Origin of the sequence: Brevundimonas sp. 2YAF1 (genome assembly GCF_052114745.1) — a bacterium.
Lineage (GTDB): Bacteria > Pseudomonadota > Alphaproteobacteria > Caulobacterales > Caulobacteraceae > Brevundimonas.
The window spans coordinates 1-17,999 of sequence record NZ_JBFRFI010000016.1 but is presented as its reverse complement, the minus strand read 5'-3'; the positions used below and the strand labels follow the sequence as shown (position 1 = coordinate 17,999).

Annotated in this window: 18 protein-coding genes and 2 pseudogenes; 15 read left to right on the top strand and 5 right to left on the bottom strand. The window is 69.0% G+C overall.

Annotated elements, in window-relative coordinates; all coding sequences use genetic code 11:
- From AB4Y68_RS14330 to ftsH, 7 genes and pseudogenes are all read left to right on the top strand, one after another.
- Positions 1 to 451 (top strand): annotated as a pseudogene (locus AB4Y68_RS14330) (hypothetical protein); the annotation flags it as partial.
- Between the two features lie 324 nt (positions 452 to 775).
- Complete coding sequence (gene tolB / locus AB4Y68_RS14325) at positions 776 to 2,170, top strand: Tol-Pal system beta propeller repeat protein TolB (RefSeq protein ID WP_441456428.1); 1,395 nt, start codon at positions 776 to 778, stop codon at positions 2,168 to 2,170.
- Between the two features lie 152 nt (positions 2,171 to 2,322).
- Positions 2,323 to 2,877 carry a peptidoglycan-associated lipoprotein Pal gene (gene pal, locus AB4Y68_RS14320; RefSeq protein WP_441456427.1) on the top strand — a complete coding sequence of 185 codons (555 nt, stop codon included), beginning with the start codon at positions 2,323 to 2,325 and terminating at the stop codon, positions 2,875 to 2,877.
- Between the two features lie 113 nt (positions 2,878 to 2,990).
- The gene (locus tag AB4Y68_RS14315) at positions 2,991 to 4,172 is read left to right on the top strand and encodes a DUF3667 domain-containing protein (RefSeq protein WP_441456426.1); all 1,182 of its coding nucleotides are present in this window, start codon (positions 2,991 to 2,993) and stop codon (positions 4,170 to 4,172) included.
- Positions 4,173 to 4,227: 55 nt separating this feature from the next.
- Entirely contained in the window at positions 4,228 to 5,076 is an 849-nt protein-coding gene (locus tag AB4Y68_RS14310) for a tol-pal system protein (RefSeq protein WP_441456425.1), read from the top strand.
- Positions 4,974 to 6,536, top strand: a complete 1,563-nt coding sequence (gene tilS, locus AB4Y68_RS14305; RefSeq protein WP_441456430.1) for a tRNA lysidine(34) synthetase TilS — start codon at positions 4,974 to 4,976, stop codon at positions 6,534 to 6,536. Before AB4Y68_RS14310 ends, tilS begins: the two co-directional genes overlap by 103 nt.
- 42 nt (positions 6,537 to 6,578) lie before the next feature.
- Positions 6,579 to 8,561: an ATP-dependent zinc metalloprotease FtsH gene (gene ftsH / locus AB4Y68_RS14300; RefSeq protein ID WP_441456424.1), complete on the top strand. Its 1,983-nt coding sequence runs from the start codon at positions 6,579 to 6,581 to the stop codon at positions 8,559 to 8,561.
- Positions 8,562 to 8,670: 109 nt separating this feature from the next.
- On the opposite strand, the gene AB4Y68_RS14295 is transcribed toward ftsH, so the two are convergent.
- A complete protein-coding gene (locus AB4Y68_RS14295; protein ID WP_441456423.1) occupies positions 8,671 to 9,102 on the bottom strand; it encodes a GreA/GreB family elongation factor in 432 nt (143 codons plus the stop codon).
- 38 nt (positions 9,103 to 9,140) lie between these two features.
- Positions 9,141 to 9,287 carry a hypothetical protein gene (locus AB4Y68_RS14290; RefSeq protein WP_441456422.1) on the bottom strand — a complete coding sequence of 49 codons (147 nt, stop codon included), beginning with the start codon at positions 9,285 to 9,287 and terminating at the stop codon, positions 9,141 to 9,143.
- Between the two features lie 246 nt (positions 9,288 to 9,533).
- Between AB4Y68_RS14290 and folP the strand changes: the two genes are divergently transcribed.
- Complete coding sequence (folP, locus tag AB4Y68_RS14285) at positions 9,534 to 10,361, top strand: dihydropteroate synthase (RefSeq protein WP_441456421.1); 828 nt, start codon at positions 9,534 to 9,536, stop codon at positions 10,359 to 10,361.
- Position 10,362: 1 nt separating this feature from the next.
- Here folP and AB4Y68_RS14280 read toward each other — a convergent pair whose 3' ends face one another.
- Positions 10,363 to 10,755 (bottom strand): VOC family protein, encoded by a 393-nt coding sequence (locus AB4Y68_RS14280; protein WP_441456420.1) that lies wholly within the window; start codon positions 10,753 to 10,755, stop codon positions 10,363 to 10,365.
- Between the two features lie 111 nt (positions 10,756 to 10,866).
- On the opposite strand from AB4Y68_RS14280, the gene AB4Y68_RS14275 reads away from it, so the two are divergent.
- The 4 genes from AB4Y68_RS14275 (at position 10,867) to AB4Y68_RS14260 (ending at position 14,561) form a co-directional block, all read left to right on the top strand.
- On the top strand, positions 10,867 to 11,211 hold the full coding sequence (locus tag AB4Y68_RS14275) for a DMT family transporter (RefSeq protein ID WP_441456419.1): 345 nt from the start codon (positions 10,867 to 10,869) through the stop codon (positions 11,209 to 11,211).
- Positions 11,208 to 12,008: a bifunctional hydroxymethylpyrimidine kinase/phosphomethylpyrimidine kinase gene (gene thiD, locus AB4Y68_RS14270; protein ID WP_441456418.1), complete on the top strand. Its 801-nt coding sequence runs from the start codon at positions 11,208 to 11,210 to the stop codon at positions 12,006 to 12,008. The genes AB4Y68_RS14275 and thiD overlap by 4 nt, the downstream gene beginning before the upstream one ends.
- A 149-nt stretch (positions 12,009 to 12,157) precedes the next feature.
- Positions 12,158 to 13,969: a diguanylate cyclase gene (locus AB4Y68_RS14265; RefSeq protein ID WP_441456417.1), complete on the top strand. Its 1,812-nt coding sequence runs from the start codon at positions 12,158 to 12,160 to the stop codon at positions 13,967 to 13,969.
- Positions 13,970 to 13,994: 25 nt separating this feature from the next.
- Positions 13,995 to 14,561 (top strand): nucleotidyltransferase family protein, encoded by a 567-nt coding sequence (locus AB4Y68_RS14260; protein ID WP_441456416.1) that lies wholly within the window; start codon positions 13,995 to 13,997, stop codon positions 14,559 to 14,561.
- Positions 14,562 to 14,678: 117 nt separating this feature from the next.
- Here AB4Y68_RS14260 and AB4Y68_RS14255 read toward each other — a convergent pair whose 3' ends face one another.
- A complete protein-coding gene (locus AB4Y68_RS14255; protein ID WP_441456429.1) occupies positions 14,679 to 15,053 on the bottom strand; it encodes a hypothetical protein in 375 nt (124 codons plus the stop codon).
- Between the two features lie 276 nt (positions 15,054 to 15,329).
- On the opposite strand from AB4Y68_RS14255, the gene AB4Y68_RS14250 reads away from it, so the two are divergent.
- The 3 genes from AB4Y68_RS14250 to AB4Y68_RS14240 are packed head-to-tail and all read left to right on the top strand — an operon-like array spanning position 15,330 to position 17,805.
- A complete protein-coding gene (locus AB4Y68_RS14250; protein WP_441456415.1) occupies positions 15,330 to 15,668 on the top strand; it encodes a hypothetical protein in 339 nt (112 codons plus the stop codon).
- Positions 15,669 to 16,349, top strand: a complete 681-nt coding sequence (locus AB4Y68_RS14245; protein WP_441456414.1) for a response regulator transcription factor — start codon at positions 15,669 to 15,671, stop codon at positions 16,347 to 16,349. It abuts the gene before it with no gap.
- A gap of 7 nt (positions 16,350 to 16,356) precedes the next feature.
- Positions 16,357 to 17,805, top strand: coding sequence for a sensor histidine kinase (locus AB4Y68_RS14240; protein ID WP_441456413.1), 1,449 nt, complete (start codon positions 16,357 to 16,359; stop codon positions 17,803 to 17,805).
- 56 nt (positions 17,806 to 17,861) lie between these two features.
- On the opposite strand, the pseudogene AB4Y68_RS14235 reads toward AB4Y68_RS14240, so the two are convergent.
- Positions 17,862 to 17,999, bottom strand: a pseudogene (locus AB4Y68_RS14235) (IS30 family transposase); the annotation flags it as partial.

Sequence of the window (17,999 nt, the reverse complement as noted above, 5' to 3'; positions counted from 1 at the left end):
CCCGACCCCCGCGCGGCCCACGCCCGCGCCGCCGGCTCCGGCCCGGCCGCAGCCCGGTCTCGACCTCGATGCCCTGACCGGTCCGCCGCGCCCGACGCCGAATCGGGGCCAGCCGGCCACGGGCCAGCAGGGCGCGGGTCAGGCCAGCCAGGCCACGGGACCGCAGATCACCGCCATCTTCAATCAGGTCTATCCGAACTGGATTCTGCCCTGCGATATTCCGGGGGCGGACGAGCTGCGGATTCAGGTCGATCTGACCCTGTCGGCGGACGGCCGCATCACCAAGGGGCCGACCCTGGTCAATCCGCAGTCCACCGCCGTCTATCGGGCGGCGGCGGACGGGGCGCTGCGGGCGCTGCGCCAGACGGCGCCGTTCGACGTGCCTGCGGGTTTCCCCGGCGGCCAGTATCGTCCGACCTTCAACACCGAACGAGCCTGCGCCAACCGGTGATGTTTCCCTCTCCCGGCGGGAGAGGGCTTGAGCCTCCAAGAGCGCAGCGATTGGTAAAGGCAAAAGGGTGAGGGGTTGATGCCACAGTCGGCGTAAGCCGTGGTGCTGCGGCTTACGCCGAAGGCAGCCAACGACCCTCATCCGGCCCTGTGGGCCACCTTCTCCCAGAGGGAGAAGGGAGAGAGAAAGCGACGGCGTCGGAAACGTCGCGGCTAAAGTCTGAAAGTCGCCCCATTCCGGGGCAAGCTTGTCTTTCACAAGCTGGTTTTTGTCATACGGTCTGGCGATAAGGACCGACGAGCCGTCCAACTCTGGGAGCCCCCTATGCGTCTGCACCTTCTCCTCGCCTCGGCCGCGGCGGTCGTCATGGCGGCCCCGGCGATGGTCCAGGCCCCTGCGTCGGCCCAGACGCAACCGCCGGCGACGGCGGCCCAGCAGTCGGGACCGGTCGAGGTCGAGATCGACCAGGGCGTGCTGCGTCCGCTGCAAATCGCCGTGGTGCCCTTCACCGGCCAGAACGGACCGCAGATTTCGAGCGTCATCAGCGGCAACCTGAAGCGTTCGGGTTTCTTCGATCCCCTGAACCCGGCCAGCTTCATCGAGACCGGCCTGACGCTGGCCAATGCGCCGAACTTCCCGCAGTGGACGACCATCGGGGCGCAGGCGGTGCTGTACGGCGGCGTGACGCCGCGCGCCGACGGCCGGATCGACGTGGGCTTCCGCCTGTATGATCCCTATCGCCAGTGCCAGCTGGTCTCGTATCAGTTCACCGCCACGTCGGAACAGTGGCGCCGGATCGCGCACAAGATCTCGGACGTCATCTATCAGCGGATGACGGGCGAGTCGGGCTTCTTTGATTCGCGCGTCCTGTTCGTGTCGGAGAGCGGGGCCCAGTTGAACAAGCTGTCGCGCCTGACCATCGTCGATCAGGACGGCTACAACCCCGTCTATCTGACCCAGGGCGACGAGATCATCATGTCGCCGCGCTTCTCGGCGTCCAACCCCGACGAAGTGACCTATGTGGCCCTGGGCAAGGACTACAGCCGCATCTACCTCTACAATCTGTCGACGGGCCGTCGCGAAAGCCTGGGCGAGTTCGACGGTCAGGTGCTGGCGCCGCGCTTCTCGAACGACGGGACGAGGATCGCCTTCTCGATCATCCGGGGCGGCAACACCGATGTCTATGTCATGAACCTGCGGACGCGGCAGCTGTCGCGCCTGACCAGCGATCCGGGCATCGACACCTCGCCCTCCTTCAGCCCGGACGGCAATCAGATCGTCTTCACCTCGGACCGTTCGGGTTCGCCGCGCCTCTACACCATGCGGTCGGACGGCTCTGGCCAGCGGCCGATCTCGCGCGGCGGCGGCCTCTACACCGCCCCGGCCTGGAGCCCGCGCGGCGACCTGATCGCCTTTACCAAGCAGTCGGGCGGACGCTTCCACATCGGGGTGATGAAGCCGGACGGCACGGGCGAGCGCATCCTGTCGTCCAGCTATTTCGAGGAAGGCCCCTCCTGGGCGCCGAACGGCCGCTACATCGCCTTCGCGCGGCAGAACCCGGGCGGCGACACCCGTCTGTGGACCGTCGACCTGTCGGGCCGGGTGGTGGCGCAGGCCGGCTATCAGGAGCGCGGTTCGGACCCGGCCTGGTCGGGTCTTCTGGACGCCCCGCCGGCTAATCTGGGGTTCGGTCAGGGCGCGGACAGCTGTCCCGCCTGACCGGCTTACGGCTTCGTGAGATCACGACGGGAGCCGTTCACATAAACTATGCGTTATCGCGGCTGGCGCGGCGGGATGCCGCAGTCTAGCAGAGCCGAATAAAGCCGAGCTTGAGGCCGCCGTCCTCAGATCGAATACAAGGAGACGACCCGATGAATTCCACGACCCTGATCAAGCTGGCGACCGTCAGCGCCGCCGTCGCCGCCCTGGCGGCCTGCGCGCCCAAGCCCAAGGTCGAGCCGGCCGTGCCGATGCAGCCCGCCCAGCCGACCGGCCCGCAATATCCGACCGCCCCGACCGGCCCCGTGTCCGGCGGCAATGTCGGCGCCGCCATGCCGGGCTCGGAGCAGGACTTCGTCGTCAACGTCGGCGACCGCATCTACTTCGACCTGGACTCCTATTCGGTGCGTCCGGAAGCCCAGCCGCGTCTGGACGCCCAGGCCGCCTGGCTGTCGCGCTATCCGCAGGTCACGGTCCGTATCGAAGGCAATGCCGACGAACGCGGCACGCGTGAATACAACCTGGCCCTGGGCGCCCGTCGCGCCGAGGCCGTCCGCACCTATCTGATCCAGCGCGGCGTGCCGGCCGGCCGCATCGACACCATCAGCTTCGGCAAGGAACGTCCGATCGCCGAGGGTTCGAACGAGGGCGCCTGGGCCCAGAACCGTAACGGCCACACCGCCATCGTGTCGGGCGCGCCGCGCTAAGCCGCGCAGGCACGAATGACCTGAATGGAGGCGTCGGCTTGTAGCCGGCGCCTCTTTTCTTTGCGCGCCGCCGGGACCAAAGTCCGCCGCGAATCCTGGGGGAGGAGTTCGGCATGGATCTGGAAGCAGCGGGCGGCGCCATGACGGGCGGCATTATCGCAGGCGCGGTCGAGAAACGGACCGGTCAGGCCGGCGAGCCTCACGCGGTCTGCGCCGACTGCGGGGCCGAGCTGACCGGGCGGTTCTGCTCGAACTGCGGCCAGCCGGCGCACGTCCACCGCACCTTGCTGCACCTCGGCGAAGAACTGCTGCACGGGGTCATGCATTTCGACGGCCGCTTCTGGCGCACCCTGCCGCTGCTGGTGCTGAACCCCGGACGGCTGACGCGCGAATGGGTGCAGGGCAGGCGGACGCGCTACGTTTCGCCGCTGGCGATGTTCCTGTTCACCCTGTTCGTCATGTTCTTCGCGCTCAGTTTCATGCCGCACCCGGCGGTCAACGATAGGCCTTTGCCGGAGCGGATCGCCGACCAGCGCGCCGATCTGGCCAAGGCCGAGAAGGCGGTGCTGGACGCCCAGGCCGCGGCGACCGCCGCCGAGGCCGAAGGCCAGCACGACGTGACCAGCGGCGCGCGTCAGGGGGTGACGGCGGGGGCGCTGGCCGCCGCCGAGGGCGTGGTGATCCAGGAGAAGGCGCGCCTGGCTCAACTGGAGAAGGAACTGACCGAGGGCCGCAAGGATGGGCTGACGCCCGGCAGCTGGCAGGCCCAGGTGGCCGACATCGCCTTGGACGTGAGCAACGGCGACGAGGACAACGGCGTCAAGGCGACCGCGGGCTGGTCAAAGGCGGGGCCGGCCAATGAGCATGGCTTCATCGCCACCGTGGCCAAGAAGCTGAAGAACCCGGATCTGGCGCTCTATAAATTGCAGCAGACGATGTACAAGTTCGCCTTCCTGCTGGTGCCGCTGTCGATCCCGTTCGTGGCCCTGATGTTCCTGTGGAAGCGGGGCCTCACCCTGTACGACCACGGGGTCTTCGTCCTCTATTCCCTGACCTTCATGTCCTTGCTGCTGATGGCGGTGGTGATCGTGGCGACGACCCTGAAGGGGGCGGGCGGCTGGGCCGCGGGGGTGGCCTGCCTGATCGTACCGTCCCATATGTTCGCGCAGTTGAAGGGCGCCTACAGCCTGTCGATCCTTTCGACGCTGTGGCGGACCGTGGCCCTGCTGATCTTCTGCGAGATCGCCGCCACGCTGTTCATTGTCGCCATCATCTATCTGGGGCTGGGCCATTGACGGGGACGCTGAACTTGGCCTTGCGGCCGCCGCAAATCGATGGGACGACAGGGACATGCTGAAGCTGCCATTCCGTCTTTCGAAATCCGCCGCCATGACGGCCATCGGCCTGACCCTGATCGGGGGGGCGGTCGTCGCCCAGACCATGCCCATGCAGCCCGTCCAGTGGGACAAGCGCAGCCTGGACCAGCTGGACCGCAACGTCCGCCGTCTGGAGCGCGCCCTGACCCAGAGAAACGCCGCCGGCCAGCCCGTGCTGGTCGAGCCCGACCCCGAGGTCGTGGCCCTGCAGGGCCAGATGCAGATCATGGACCGCCGCCTGTCGGACCTGGAGCAGACCTTCCAGCGGGTGAACGCCGACGGCGAGCGCGTGACCTTCCAACTGGACGAGGCGACGCGCGACAACGGTCTTCTGACGCGCCGTCTGCGCGACGCCGAGGGCCGGATCCAGAAGCTGGAGGCGGCGGCGCGTGAAGCCGCCGAGGCCAACGCCCCGGTCACCGCCAATTCGCCGACCGGCGACGCGGCCCAGGATCTGGCGGCGGCGGTGCGGCTGCTGGGAACCGACGCGGCGCGCGGCGAGCGGGCGCTGGAGACGGTGATCGCCACCTGGCCCGACACGGTCCAGTCGCGTGAAGCCCATTCCAGGCTCGGCGACCTGCGCGTCGCGGCGCGCGACAACGCCGCGGCGGTGGCGTCCTACGCGGCGGCGCTGAGCGGCTGGCCGCGCACGGCCTGGGCGCCGGAGACGACGCTGAAGCTGGCCGAGGCCTTGCGCGCCACTGACCGCGCGACCCAGGCCTGCGGCGCCCTGAACGAATTCACCCGCCGCTACGCCGAGGCGGCCCCGGCGGCGCTGAAGACCCGCGCTGCGCAACTGCGCACGCGCGCCGCCTGCACCTGAGCGCACCCGATCCCGACGGCCTGACCCGCCGGGTCTTCGCTCGGCTGGACGCGCGGCTGGCCAAGGGCGGGGACGCGGGACGGGGAGAGCCGGTCGCCCGGACCCCAGTCGTTCTGGCCCTTTCGGGCGGGGGCGACTCCCTGGCGCTGCTGCATCTCGCCGCCGACTGGGCCCGGGCCCGGGGGCGGCGGCTGCTGGCCCTGACGGTCGATCACAACCTGAATCCGAAGAGCGCGGACTGGACCCGGTTCGCGGGCGAGGCCGCGCGCGAGGTCGGGGCCGACTGGCGCGGCCTGAGCTGGGAGGCGGCGCGCGCCGGCCATGAGTTAAGGGGTGGACTGACGGCGCGGGCGCGGGCGGCGCGGCACGGGCTGATCGCCGAGGCGGCGCGGGCGGCGGGGGCGCGGGTCGTCCTGCTGGCCCACACCGCCGACGACGTGGCCGAGGGCGAGTGGATGCGCGCGCATGGCTCGACCCTGGGGCGGGTGCGGGAATGGTCGCCGTCGCCGGTCTGGCCCGAGGGGCGGGAGCTGATGCTGCTGCGGCCGCTGCTGGACGAGCGGCGCGAGGGGTTGCGGGATTATTTGCGGGCGCGGGGGCAGGGGTGGATCGAGGACCCGGCCAACGCCGACGAGCGGTTCGGGCGCAGTCGGGCGCGGGCGGCGTTGGGGGTGCGCGGGGGCGACGATCCGGCCCGTTCCAGCGTCATCCCCGGCCTTGTGCCGGGGATCCAGACCCTCGACGTCGAAGGATCGGGCGGCGGCGCGTCAACAGCGAACGGGGTGTTTCTGGACCCTCGGGACAAGCCCGAGGGTGACGCAAGAAAAGTGGCAGACGCGGAGGCTTCGGGCGGCGGGCTCGGCGCTCTCGCCTGGGCCGGGGTGCTGCAGGTTCCGCGGGACGTGTCGGCGTCGGGGCTGGCGGCGGCCCTGCTGTGCGCGGGGGGCGGGTCGGTTCCGCCGCGCGGCGCGCGGCTGGCGGCGCTGAGGGGGCGGCTGGCGGCGGGCGAGGATTTCGTCGCGGGCCTGTCGGGGGCGCGGGTCGAGGCGGCGGGGGCGACCGTGCGGCTGATGCGCGAACCGGGCGAGATGCGGCGTCGGGCTCCGCAGTCCTTGACACTTACGCCAGGCGTCCCTTCTGTCTGGGACGGGCGGTTCGAGATCACGACGAGCGAGCCGGGCTGGCGGGTCGAGGCGGTGGCTGGGCGGCTGGCGCGGCTTTCGGAGGCTGATCGTCGGGCCGTGGCGCGGCTTCCGGCTGTGGCGCGCGGGGGGCTGCCTGTGCTGATCGGGGACGATGAAAACGGCCCGATTCTGGCATGGCGCGTGGCCCATGTGCGGGCTCTGGCGGCGCGTCGTCTGGCGCTGGCGCTGGGCGAAACGACGCAGGAAGCCGACCTCTTTCAACCCGTGCATGGCGAAACGCCGCCGACTGACCTATTTTCCTGGAAAGACTGCTGATCGACCGAGCGTCTGCGCGCGCGTCGAGAAACCGAGGACCGAATGAACCTGCGTAATTTCGCCATCTGGGGCGTGATCCTTCTGGGTCTGGTGGCGGTCTATGCCGCGATCAGCCAGAACGGCGGCACGCCCGCCATGCCGGGCGCCAAGGGCGCGGCGGCGGCGGGTCGGCCCGAGCCCATCACCTATTCGCAACTGGTCGCCGCCATCGACGCCCAGGAGATCAAGTCCGTCAGCGTGCGCGGCGACGCCGTGTCGGGCGTCTACAAGAACGACACCAAGTTCACGACCACGACCCCCTATCCCAACGAGACCCTGGTCGATCGCATGAACACGGCGGGCGTCAAGGTCGACGTGAAGAGCACCAAGCAGCCCTGGTGGTCGGGCCTGCTGGGCCTGCTGCTGCCGGTGGTGCTGATCATCGCCTTCTGGTTCTTCATCATGAACCGGATGCAGGGCGGGGCGAAGGGCGCCATGGGCTTCGGCAAGTCCAAGGCCAAGCTGCTGACCGAGCACAAGGGCCGCAAGACCTTTGACGACGTCGCCGGCGTGGACGAGGCCAAGGAAGAACTGTCGGAGGTCGTCGACTTCCTGAAGGATCCGGGCAAGTTCCAGCGTCTGGGCGGCAAGATCCCCAAGGGCGCCCTGCTGGTCGGCCCTCCCGGCACCGGCAAGACCCTGCTGGCGCGCGCGGTGGCGGGCGAGGCGGGCGTGCCCTTCTTCTCGATCTCGGGTTCGGACTTTGTCGAGATGTTCGTCGGCGTCGGCGCCAGCCGCGTCCGCGACATGTTCGAACAGGCCAAGAAGAATGCGCCCTGCATCATCTTCATCGATGAAATCGACGCCGTCGGTCGTCACCGTGGCGCCGGCCTGGGCGGCGGCAACGACGAGCGCGAACAGACGCTGAACCAGCTGCTGGTCGAGATGGACGGCTTTGAGTCCAACGAAGGCATCATCCTGATCGCGGCGACCAACCGTCCCGACGTGCTGGACCCGGCCCTGCTGCGTCCCGGCCGTTTCGACCGTCAGGTCGTGGTGCCGAACCCCGACGTCTCGGGCCGCGAACGCATCCTGCGCGTCCACATGAAGGACGTGCCGCTGGCCGCCGACGTGAACGTGAAGACCATCGCGCGCGGCACGCCGGGCTTCTCGGGCGCCGACCTGGCCAACCTGGTCAACGAAGCCGCCCTGATGGCCGCCCGCAAGGACCGGCGCATGGTGACGCACCGCGACTTCGAGGACGCCAAGGACAAGGTCATGATGGGCGCCGAGCGCAAATCCATGGCCATGAACGAGGAAGAGCGCCGCCTGACCGCCTATCACGAAGGCGGCCACGCCATCGTCGCCATCAACGTCAAGATGGCCGACCCGGTGCACAAGGCGACCATCGTCCCGCGCGGCCAGGCCCTGGGCATGGTGATGCAACTGCCGGAAGGCGACCGCTATTCCATGAAGTACCAGCAGATGGTCGACCGCATCGCCATTATGGCCGGCGGCCGGGTGGCCGAGGAACTGATCTTCGGCAAGGAGAACATCACCTCGGGCGCATCCTCGGACATCCAGCAGGCGACCAAGCTGGCGCGCCGCATGGTGACGCAGTGGGGCTTCTCGGAAGTGCTGGGGACGGTGGCTTACGGCGAGAACGAACAGGAGGTCTTCCTGGGCCACTCGGTCGCGCGCAGCCAGAATATCTCTGAGGAAACTGCGCGTCTGATCGACAGCGAGGTCAAGAAGCTGGTCACCTCCGGCTGGGACGAGGCCCGCAAGATCCTGACCACCAAGGCCGGGGATCTGGAAAAGCTGGCCCAGGCCCTGCTGGAATACGAAACCCTGTCGGGTCAGGAGATCACCGACCTGCTGGAGAAGGGCATCGCCCCGAACCGCGACGAGAACAACGCGCCCAAGCCGGGGCCGTCGGTGTCCGTGCCCGTGACGCCGGTGTCGGACGGCACGGACGTCGAGACGCCGATCGCGTCGGAGGCCGAACCGGCCGCCGCGCCGACGACCAGCGTGCCGACCGTCTGATCAAGGCGCTGGGCTGAAACGAAAAGGGGCGCGCCGCACAGGGCGCGCCCCTTTTTTCTGTCCTTCTCCCGCAAGGGGAGAAGGGTTTTTATGGCCAGCGCAACGCCCTTCAGTGGGGGGCGGACTCGATCGGGTCGGCGTCTTCGATCAGCACGGGCGTCAGCTTGCGGGTCTCGCCGGACGGGTCGGGCCAGACGATGGCCTGGCCTTCCTTCAGGCCGATCAGGCCGGCGCCGACGTGCGACAGGACCGAGACGCGGCCTGCGTCGATGTCGGCCTCGCGCGGGAGGACCAGTTGGACGCGACGCACGTCGGGGTGGCGGTCGTCGGCGTAGTGCAGCCAGCGGTTCAGGGTGACCACGTCCTTGGGCAGGTCGGCGGCGTCGCAGACCTCGGCGCGGTCCAGCTCCTGTTGCAGCAGGCCGGCGGGGCCGGTTCCGGGCAGGTCGCCGACCAGGCGATCCAGGGCGTCGAAATCCTCGCGGCTGAGGACGATGGCAGGCAGGGCCGGAGGGCGGCCGCGGGTCTTGGCGGTGGTCATGTCGTATCTCGATGTAAAAAGAAGAAAGGAAAGAAGGATCAGGCGGCCGAAGGCCCGTCGTCGTCGCTGTCGTCGCCGTGGGGCGCGGGCTCGGGCGAGGAGACGGGCGGCGTGGCGGGACGCCGGAAGGGCAGAATGTCGGCGCCGCGAGCGGGCGCGCTGGTATCGTCTTGACGATGGGTCATGACATGCATGTCCGCGGGCGCCGATGACGGCGAACGCGATCCTGAAAGGGGAACCAGGGGAAAAAAGCGAAGCGACGCGCCCCGTAGCGGACGACAGCGCAAGCTGGCCGCTACGGGTTAAATGCCTTCGACGCGGCGACCCGCGTGGGTGAGGCGTCGAGCCTGGCTGACGAAACGTTCCATAGTGTCTAGAGGCTGGCCCTCAGCGCGCCGAAAGTCAAACCGGGTCCCGGGAGGTCCCTTCGCATGAGCCTTCAATCCCTCGTGAAACCGCCTCTGATCATGGGCATCGTCAACGTGACGCCGGACAGTTTTTCCGATGGCGGCCAGTTGGCGACGCAGGAAGCGGCGCTGGCCCATGCGATGCGGTTGATCGAACAGGGGGCGGACGTGCTGGACATCGGCGGCGAGAGCACGCGGCCGGGGTCCGAGCCGGTCAGCGAGGATCAGGAGATCGTCCGCACCCTGCCGCTGATCGCGGCGATCCGGGCGCGCTGGGACGGGATCATCAGCATCGACACGATGAAGCCCGGCGTGGCCCGCGGCGCCGTCGGGGCCGGGGCGACTATGTGGAACGACGTGACGGGCCTGAGCCATGCGCCGGACAGTCTGGTGACCGCCGCCGAACTGGGTTGCGAGGTGGTGCTGATGCATATGAAGGGCGCGCCCAAGACCATGCAGGAGGACCCCAGCTATGACGACGTCGTGGCCGAGGTCACAGCCCATCTGGCGGCGCGGGCCGAGGCGGCCATGGCGGCGGGCGTGGCGCGCGACAAGATCTGGCTGGACCCCGGCATCGGCTTCGCCAAGACCACGGCGCACAATCTGACGCTGACGGCGCGGCTGGAGGCCCTGGTCGAGCTGGGCTGGCCGGTGCTCTACGCCGCCAGCCGCAAACGGACGATCCAGGGCGTGGACGCGACGGCGGTCGCCGCGACCGACCGGCTGGGCGGCTCGCTGGCCCTGGCGCTGGAGGGGGCGCGGCGCGGCGCCCGGATGGTGCGGGTCCACGACGTGCGCGAGACGGTGCAGGCGCTGAAGGTGCAGGCGGCGGTGGCGAACGCCGCCGGCTGACCTATTCCAGATTGAGCTGCCAAGAGACGCCGAAGCGGTCGCTGACCCAGGCGAAGCGGCGGCTGAAGCCATAGGCGCCGGGCGGCATCAGGACGGCGCCGCCTTCCGACAAGGTGGCGGCCAGCCGGTCCAGTTCGGCCGCGTCGCGGCAGACCCGGAACAGCGACAGGGACGGCGTGAAGCCGAAGTCGTGCGGGATGGGACTGTCGTTGGCCATGATCTCCAGCCCGTCGATCGAGGCGCGCGCCATCATGATCAGGCCGTCTCCGCCCGGCCTCCCCTCGGGATAGGGCTGGGCCGACAGGATGCGGGTTTCGGGCAGGGTGGCGACATAGAAGTCCAGTGCCGCGCGGCACTGGCCGTTCTGGAACATCAGGAAGGGCGCGGTGGTCATGTCCGGTCTCCGTCAGGCGGCGGTCGGCAGGATAGGCGCCGTTTGGCGGAGGGGCCAGCCTGGCCATGGAAAGCGGTTGCCCCCAAACGGCGGCTGGGCCATGCAGCCGTCATGTCCTGGCTTCTGTCTCTCAATCCGTGGTTGGTGCTCGTGGTGGCGGGCCTGTTCGAGGTCATGTGGGCCTCGGGCGTCAAATATGTCGGGGTGCAGCGGCCCTTGTTGTCGCTGGGCGTGGCGGTGGCTCTGGTCGCCAGCATGATCGGGCTTTGGGCGGCGACGCAGAAGCTGCCGGTGGGCACGGCCTATGCGGTGTGGACCGGCATCGGCGCCGTGGGCGCGGCGGCGGTCGGGATCGTCGTCTATGGCGAGCCGGCGACGGCGGTGCGGGCGGTGTGCATCCTGCTGATCGTGGCCGGCATCGTCGGGTTGAAGCTGTTTTCGGGAGCGGCGGCATGAGCAGCCCCAAGGGTAGGGTTTTGATCATCGCGGGGTCGGATTCCGGCGGGGGCGCGGGGATTCAGGCCGACATCAAGGCGGTGACCATGCTGGGCGGGTTCGCCGCCACGGCGATCACGGCCATCACGATCCAGAACACGCTGGGGGTTCACGGGGTCTATCCCCTGCCGCTCGACGTGATCGAGGCTCAGGCCAAGGCCGTGCTGGACGACATCGGCGCCGACGCGCTGAAGACCGGCATGCTGGGCTCGGTCGAGGTGGTCGAGGCGGTCGCGGGCCTGATCGACTATGCCGGGAACGTGCCGACCGTGGTGGACCCGGTGATGATCGCCAAGGGCGGGTCGCCGCTGCTGGAAGACCGCGCGGTCGAGGCGGTGCGGCGGCTGATGGTGCCGCGCGCGGCCCTGCTGACGCCGAATGCGCCCGAGGCTGAAGCGTTAACCGGGATCGCGGTCGTCGATCTGGACGGCCAGCGCCGGGCGGGCGAGGCCCTGCTGGAAATGGGCGCGCGGGCGGTGCTGATGAAGGGCGGGCATGTGCCGGGCAAGACGGTGATCGATCTGCTGCTGACCGCCGACGGCGAGACGGTGCTGGAGAGCGAGCGCGTCGACACCCGCCACACCCACGGGACGGGCTGCACCTTGGCCAGCGCCTGCGCCGCCGGGATCGCCAAGGGATTGCCGCTGCAGACCGCCGTGGCCGAGGCCTGGGCCTATGTCGCCGAGGCCATCCGCCGCGCGCCGGGCCTGGGCCAGGGACATGGGCCGCTGGATCACGGCTGGCCGATCCGAGACTGACATCGGCGTCATCCGGAAGCCCGCAGGGCCGGGATGACGAGGTTTTCCCCTAATCCCCGTTTAACGCCCTGATAAGGGGGAGCCGTCTAGTCGCGACGGTCAGCCGGGCTCGAGATCGAGCGGGCGCGGACGAGTGGACCGACAGTAAAATGCGTATCGCTACCATCACCAACTGGGCCTATGGCGCGACCCTGCTGCTGACCGCCGTGTCGGGCGCGACCATGCTGATGGCGTCCCATGCGGAGGACCGTGAGCGCGCCGCCGTGCAGCAGCGGACGCGCTTCGATCATCTGACCGCGGCCCTGGTCGAGGATACGTACCGGCTGACGGGACAGGCGCGGCTTTTCACCATCAGCGGCGATCCCAGCCATCTCATCGTCTACAAGCGTGAGGCGGCGAACCTGAAGTCCGTGGAAGCCAGCCTGGCGGCGATGCGCGACGTGGGCGCGCAGGACGACGAACTGAAAGCGCTGGAGGACGGGCTGCGGTGGGCGGACACCCTGCGAGACGAGCAGGACGCCGCCATCCTGGCCAAGGAGAACGGCCGGGACGACGTCGCCCGGCAGATCATCTTTGGCCCGGAGTACGAGCGCGAACTGGAACGCGTGGCCCACCTGATCGGGCGGTTCCAGTACACGCTGGACCAGCGGACCCAGAACGCGGTGCTGGAGGCGGAGAAGGCGTCGCGGCTGTTCCGCCTGACGTCGGAGATCATGCTGGGGATCACCGCGCTGCTGTTCCTGTTCGTGCTCTATTTCATCATCATGCGCCGCGTTCTGCGGCCGGTGGGACGCCTCAGCGACGTGGTCACGCGGCTGGCGGCCCAGGATTTCGCCGTCGATCTGCCCGAATACTCGCGGATCGACGAGATCGGCGACATGGCCCAGGCGATCCGCGTCTTCCGCGAAAACGCCCTGGAACGTCAGCGGCTGGAAGTTCAGCGCGACGCCGACCTGGCCATGCGGGACCTGCTGGCGCGCATGACGCAGCGGCTCCAGGGGTGCGGCGCCGTGGACGATGTGATGACGGTGGTCCGGCTGTTCGCGCCGGAAATCGCGCCGGCCTTCGCGGGACGTCTCTACGTGCACGACGAAGCCACGGGAATGATGATGCAGGCGTGCGAGTGGCGGTCGCCGCAGGCGTCGGCGGCGCAGTTCCGCTTCAACGACTGCTGGGCCCTGCGGCGCGGTCAGGTGCACCGGCCGCACGGGACCATGATCGACGTGCCCTGCAGTCATCTGCACGACGTCGAGGCGATCAATCCCATCTGCATGCCGCTGATCGGTCAGGGCGAGACGATCGGCCTGATCTATTTCGAACAGCGCGCGGAGAGTGCGGGAATCCTGTCCGAGAGCGACGAGGTCTATCTGGTCCTGCTGGCGGAGCGGGTCGGCCTGGCGCTGGCCAATCTGCGCCTTCATGAAGCCCTGCGCGAAATGGCGCTGATCGATCCGCTGACCGGTCTTTCGAACCGGCGCCAGCTTGAATCGATGCTGACGCTTCACGTCGAGCACGCGGACCAGAGCGGGCGGCCTGTCAGCTGCCTGATGCTGGACGTCGACCACTTCAAGAAATTCAACGACAGCTTCGGCCATGACGCCGGCGACGCCGTCCTGCGCGCCGTCGGCGGCGTGCTGGCCAGCAGCGTGCGCGGCGAGGGCAACGCCTTCCGCTATGGCGGCGAGGAGTTCCTGCTGCTGATGCCCGGCATGGGGATGGAGCAGGCCCTGGAACGGGCCGAGGCCATCCGCAAGAAGATCGCCGCGCTGACGCTGGAGCATAAGGGAACGCCGCTGGGCAGGATCACCGCCTCGTTCGGGCTGTCCACCTATCCAGCCCACGGCCATGCCGAGACGCTGGTGTCCGTGGCCGACGCCGCCCTCCTGCGGGCCAAGGCCGAGGGCCGGGACCGGATCGTGGTGGCGGCGGTGCGCGAAAGCGATGCGGCGGCTGTCCGCTAAGTCCGAATCGCCTTCAGACGACCGCATGACCCTTGAGACCCGACTGACTGAGATCGTCCGCGCCGACGCAGGCCTGATGCAGGTGCTGACCGCGATGCGGGACCTGGACCTGCCGGACTGGCGGCTGTTTTCGGGCGCGGTCTATCAGGCGGTGTGGAATGCCCAGACGGGGCGGGCGACCGGCTATGGCGTCAAGGACTACGACATCGGCTATTTCGACCCCGACACCTCGTGGGACGCCGAGGACGCAGTCATCAAGCGCGTCGCCGCCGCCTTCCAGCCGCCCGTGCGCGAACAGGTCGAGGTGCGCAATCAGGCGCGGGTTCACCTCTGGTTCGAGGGCAAGTTCGGCGAGCCCTATGAGGCTCTGACCTGCACCGACGAGGCGCCGGCGCGGTTCGTGGCGCCCGCCTTCGCCGTGGGGGTGCGGCTGGAGGCCGACGACGCCATCAGCGTGGTCGCGCCCTTCGGCCTGGAGGACGTGTTCGACCTGATCATCCGGCCCAATCCCGAGCGGGGCCTGGCCAAGGGGTGGGACAGGGTGATCGCCAATGCGCGCGGGCGCTGGCCTGAGATCACGGTGGTGACCTAAATTCCTTCTCCCGCAAGGGGAGAAGGGCCTATGGAAAAAGGGCGCGACCCTTGCGGATCGCGCCCTTCGAGAGGCCCCTGACAGGGCAGGAACGGGGCCTCAAGCCCGAGGCGGCCGTTAGTGGCGGCGGCCGTTGTGGTCGTTGCGCTCGTAACGGATCTGGGCGGCCAGGCGATCGTAGCGGCGGTCCAGTTCGTTGCGTTCGGCGCGGGTCAGGCCGCCGCGCTGATACTGGCGCTCCAGCTGGACCAGGCTGTTCAACTCCCTCTTGAGACGCGAGGCCTCGCGGTTGCTGAGCTGACGGCTGCGGACGCCCTGATCGATGCGGCGATCCAGTTCGTATTTGCGCTGGGTGATCGACTGCCAGCCGCCGTGGTTCTGCTCATAGGCCGGGCCGCGCGAGGGGCCGTGGCGGTCATAGGATTGAGCGGCGGCGGGGATGGCGACCGAAGCGGCGGCGACGGCCAGCAGGGGGATCATCAGCTTCTTCATCATGGTCTTGCTCCTAGGGATCGTCGCAACCGGATCGGCTGCGTTGACGCCAAGAGACCACCCTGCGGCTGAGCCGCATCTGAACGGCGCGTTTCAGGCGCCGTTCATCAGCATGAGAAGTTCGTCATGTGCGCAAACCATTGTCTCCGCGAGGAGAACGGGAGATAGCGACGGAGAATGGGCGGGCCGACGTTCCTTGTCTGGCCTTGTCTGGATGAACGACGATAGACTGCGCGTTCAGCCGTTGTTCAGAGGCGCGGGTCTAGAAATCGAACCATGATGCGTATGCGAGCCCTTCTTCTGGCCGGTTTGATCGCCCTCGTCCCCCTGGCGGATGCGGCGGCGCAGTCGCGCGGCCGGGATCGGGATCGACAGGATGATCCTCGCGAACAGCCCCGGAACTATCCGGGTGACAATTTCCGCGATGGGCCCCGTGCGGCGCCGCGCGTCGATCCCGGCGATATCGCCCGCCGCGTTCAGTCGGGACGGCCGGGGCGGATGCTGGGCGTCAGCCAGCGCGGCGGCGACTATGTGGTCCGCTGGGAGTATCCGGGCGGCCGCGTGTCGGACATACAGGTTGACGGCCAGTCCGGCCGGGTTCGCGGAGGCGACTGAATGCGGGTGCTGCTTGTCGAGGACGACGTCGATCTGTCGCGCCAGCTGAAGACCGCCCTGGGCGACGCCGGCTATGCCGTCGACCACGCGCCGGACGGCGAGGAGGCCTGGTTCCTGGGCGACACCGAGCCCTATGACGTGGTGGTGCTGGACCTGGGCCTGCCCAAGATCGACGGCGTGTCGGTGCTGGAGCGCTGGCGGCGCGAGGGCAAGACCACGCCGGTGCTGATCCTGACGGCGCGCGGCGCCTGGTCGGACAAGGTGGCGGGCTTCGACGCCGGGGCCGACGATTATCTGACCAAGCCCTTCCACACCGAGGAGCTGCTGGCCCGTCTGCGCGCCCTGCTGCGTCGCTCGGCCGGCCATGCGGCGGCGACCCTGACCTGCGGCGGCCTGCGCCTGGACCCGCGGGCGGCGCGGGCGACGGTGAACGGCGAGCCGCTGCGTCTGACGTCGCTGGAATACCGGCTGCTGCACTATCTGATGATGCATCAGGGCCGGGTCATCAGCCGGACCGAACTGGTCGAGCACCTGTACGATCAGGATTTCGACCGCGATTCCAACACCATCGAGGTCTTCGTCGGCCGGTTGAGGAAGAAGATCGGCTCGGACCGGATCGAGACGGTGCGCGGTCTGGGCTATCGCCTGTCGCCGCTGGCCGGCGAGAGCGACGCGGCCTGATACCGGCATGACCGACGCCGGGGCCGAGGAGTCGCGCCCGACCCCCAAGAGACACGAGTGGGGCCGCTGGTTCGGGCGGCCGGGGCGGTCGCTGACCCGTCGACTGATCTGGCTGGCGTCGGCGTGGATTCTGGTCGCCCTGGTGGTGACGGGGGTGGTGCTGACCTCGGTGTTCCAGGAATCGGCCCTGCGCCGCCTGGGCAACATGCTGAGCGAGACCATCGACGAGACGGTGGTGGCCGCGACCATCACGCCCGAAGGCGCGGTCTTCATAAGCGAGATCCAGGACGCGCGGACCCAGCGTCTGCTGTCGGGCAAATACTGGATGGTGGCCGAGCCGACGGCGGGCGGGCGGCTGCAAATTCTGGCGCGTTCGGCCTCGCTGGGCCAGGCCGATCTGGACTATGCGCCCGATCTGGCGGCGCGGCTGAAGGCGGCGTTCGGCGAGACCATCAGCTACAACGGCGAGGACGGTCCCAAGGGCGAGCCCCTGCGGATCGCCGCCAGCATGAAACAGCTGCCTGACCGCACCGCGCCGGTGGTCTTCTTCGCCGGGGTCGACCGTTCGGACGTCGACGCCGACACGCGCCAGTTCGCCACCGTGACCTGGGTGGCCATGCTGCTGCTCGGAGCGGGCCTGGTGACGGCGGTCTTCATCCAGGTGCAGGTGGGGCTGCGGCCCCTCTATGATCTGCGCAACGAGATTTCCGACGTGCGCAAGGGGCGCTCGCACCGGGTCGAGGGGGTCTATCCGCTGGAGATCCAGCCCCTGGCCGAACAGGTCAACCGACTGCTGACCCATAATCAGGAGACGGTGGAGCGCCAGCGCACCCACGTCGGCAATCTGGCCCATGCGCTGAAGACGCCGCTGGCGGTCATGCTGGCCGAGGCCGGGACCAGCGAGGGCGTCCTGCCCGACATGGTGCGCAAACAGACCAAGGTCATGCAGGATCAGGTCGATCACCACCTGCGCCGCGCCCGCGCCGCCGCCCGCGCCGCCCACGGCCTGGGCGAGCGCACCCCGGTGGGCGAGGTGCTGGACGAACTGGCCGTCATGCTGGAGCGGGTGTTCGAGACCAAGGGGGTCGAGATCGACTGGCGCGCCCCGGACGAACTGGCCTTCCTGGGCGAGCGTCAGGACCTGCAGGAAATCTTCGGCAACCTGATCGAGAACGCCGCCAAATGGTGCAAACGCCGGGTGCGGATTTCAGCCGGGGCCTCGCTGCCGGGGCAGATGGTGGTGGTGGTCGAGGACGACGGCCCGGGCCTGCCGGAGGATCAGCGCGACGCCGCCCTGAAACGCGGCACGCGGATGGACGAGGACACGCCGGGCACCGGCCTGGGCCTGTCCATCGTCGAGGACCTGACCCGCGCCTACGGCGGGCGGGTCACGCTGGCTGACAGCGACATGGGCGGGCTGAAGGTGCTGCTGGAACTGCCGGCGGCGGAGGGGTGAGGGGCTGAGGTCCAGCCGAAAGCGGATGCGTCAAATGTCCGTTGAGGGTGGTGGGCTCAACTGATCGCTGCAACACACGCAGCGAAGGTCTCCGCTGGCGTCCGATAGAGCAAGGTCTTTCTTGGCCGTTCGTTGAGCTGGCGTGCGATGGCGCTGAGCTGGGCCTGGCTGTGGAGGGACAGGTCGGTTCCGTG

Bases quoted from the DNA above. Each gene is read 5' to 3' on its own strand.
- tolB (WP_441456428.1), top strand. From the start codon at position 776: ATGCGTCTGCACCTTCTCCTCGCCTCGGCCGCGGCGGTCGTCATGGCG.
- pal (WP_441456427.1), top strand. From the start codon at position 2,323: ATGAATTCCACGACCCTGATCAAGCTGGCGACCGTCAGCGCCGCCGTC.
- AB4Y68_RS14315 (WP_441456426.1), top strand. From the start codon at position 2,991: ATGGATCTGGAAGCAGCGGGCGGCGCCATGACGGGCGGCATTATCGCA.
- AB4Y68_RS14310 (WP_441456425.1), top strand. From the start codon at position 4,228: ATGCTGAAGCTGCCATTCCGTCTTTCGAAATCCGCCGCCATGACGGCC.
- ftsH (WP_441456424.1), top strand. From the start codon at position 6,579: ATGAACCTGCGTAATTTCGCCATCTGGGGCGTGATCCTTCTGGGTCTG.
- AB4Y68_RS14295 (WP_441456423.1), bottom strand. From the start codon at position 9,102: ATGACCACCGCCAAGACCCGCGGCCGCCCTCCGGCCCTGCCTGCCATC.
- AB4Y68_RS14290 (WP_441456422.1), bottom strand. From the start codon at position 9,287: ATGACCCATCGTCAAGACGATACCAGCGCGCCCGCTCGCGGCGCCGAC.
- folP (WP_441456421.1), top strand. From the start codon at position 9,534: ATGAGCCTTCAATCCCTCGTGAAACCGCCTCTGATCATGGGCATCGTC.
- AB4Y68_RS14280 (WP_441456420.1), bottom strand. From the start codon at position 10,755: ATGACCACCGCGCCCTTCCTGATGTTCCAGAACGGCCAGTGCCGCGCG.
- AB4Y68_RS14275 (WP_441456419.1), top strand. From the start codon at position 10,867: ATGTCCTGGCTTCTGTCTCTCAATCCGTGGTTGGTGCTCGTGGTGGCG.
- thiD (WP_441456418.1), top strand. From the start codon at position 11,208: ATGAGCAGCCCCAAGGGTAGGGTTTTGATCATCGCGGGGTCGGATTCC.
- AB4Y68_RS14265 (WP_441456417.1), top strand. From the start codon at position 12,158: ATGCGTATCGCTACCATCACCAACTGGGCCTATGGCGCGACCCTGCTG.
- AB4Y68_RS14260 (WP_441456416.1), top strand. From the start codon at position 13,995: ATGACCCTTGAGACCCGACTGACTGAGATCGTCCGCGCCGACGCAGGC.
- AB4Y68_RS14255 (WP_441456429.1), bottom strand. From the start codon at position 15,053: ATGAAGAAGCTGATGATCCCCCTGCTGGCCGTCGCCGCCGCTTCGGTC.
- AB4Y68_RS14250 (WP_441456415.1), top strand. From the start codon at position 15,330: ATGATGCGTATGCGAGCCCTTCTTCTGGCCGGTTTGATCGCCCTCGTC.
- AB4Y68_RS14245 (WP_441456414.1), top strand. From the start codon at position 15,669: ATGCGGGTGCTGCTTGTCGAGGACGACGTCGATCTGTCGCGCCAGCTG.
- AB4Y68_RS14240 (WP_441456413.1), top strand. From the start codon at position 16,357: ATGACCGACGCCGGGGCCGAGGAGTCGCGCCCGACCCCCAAGAGACAC.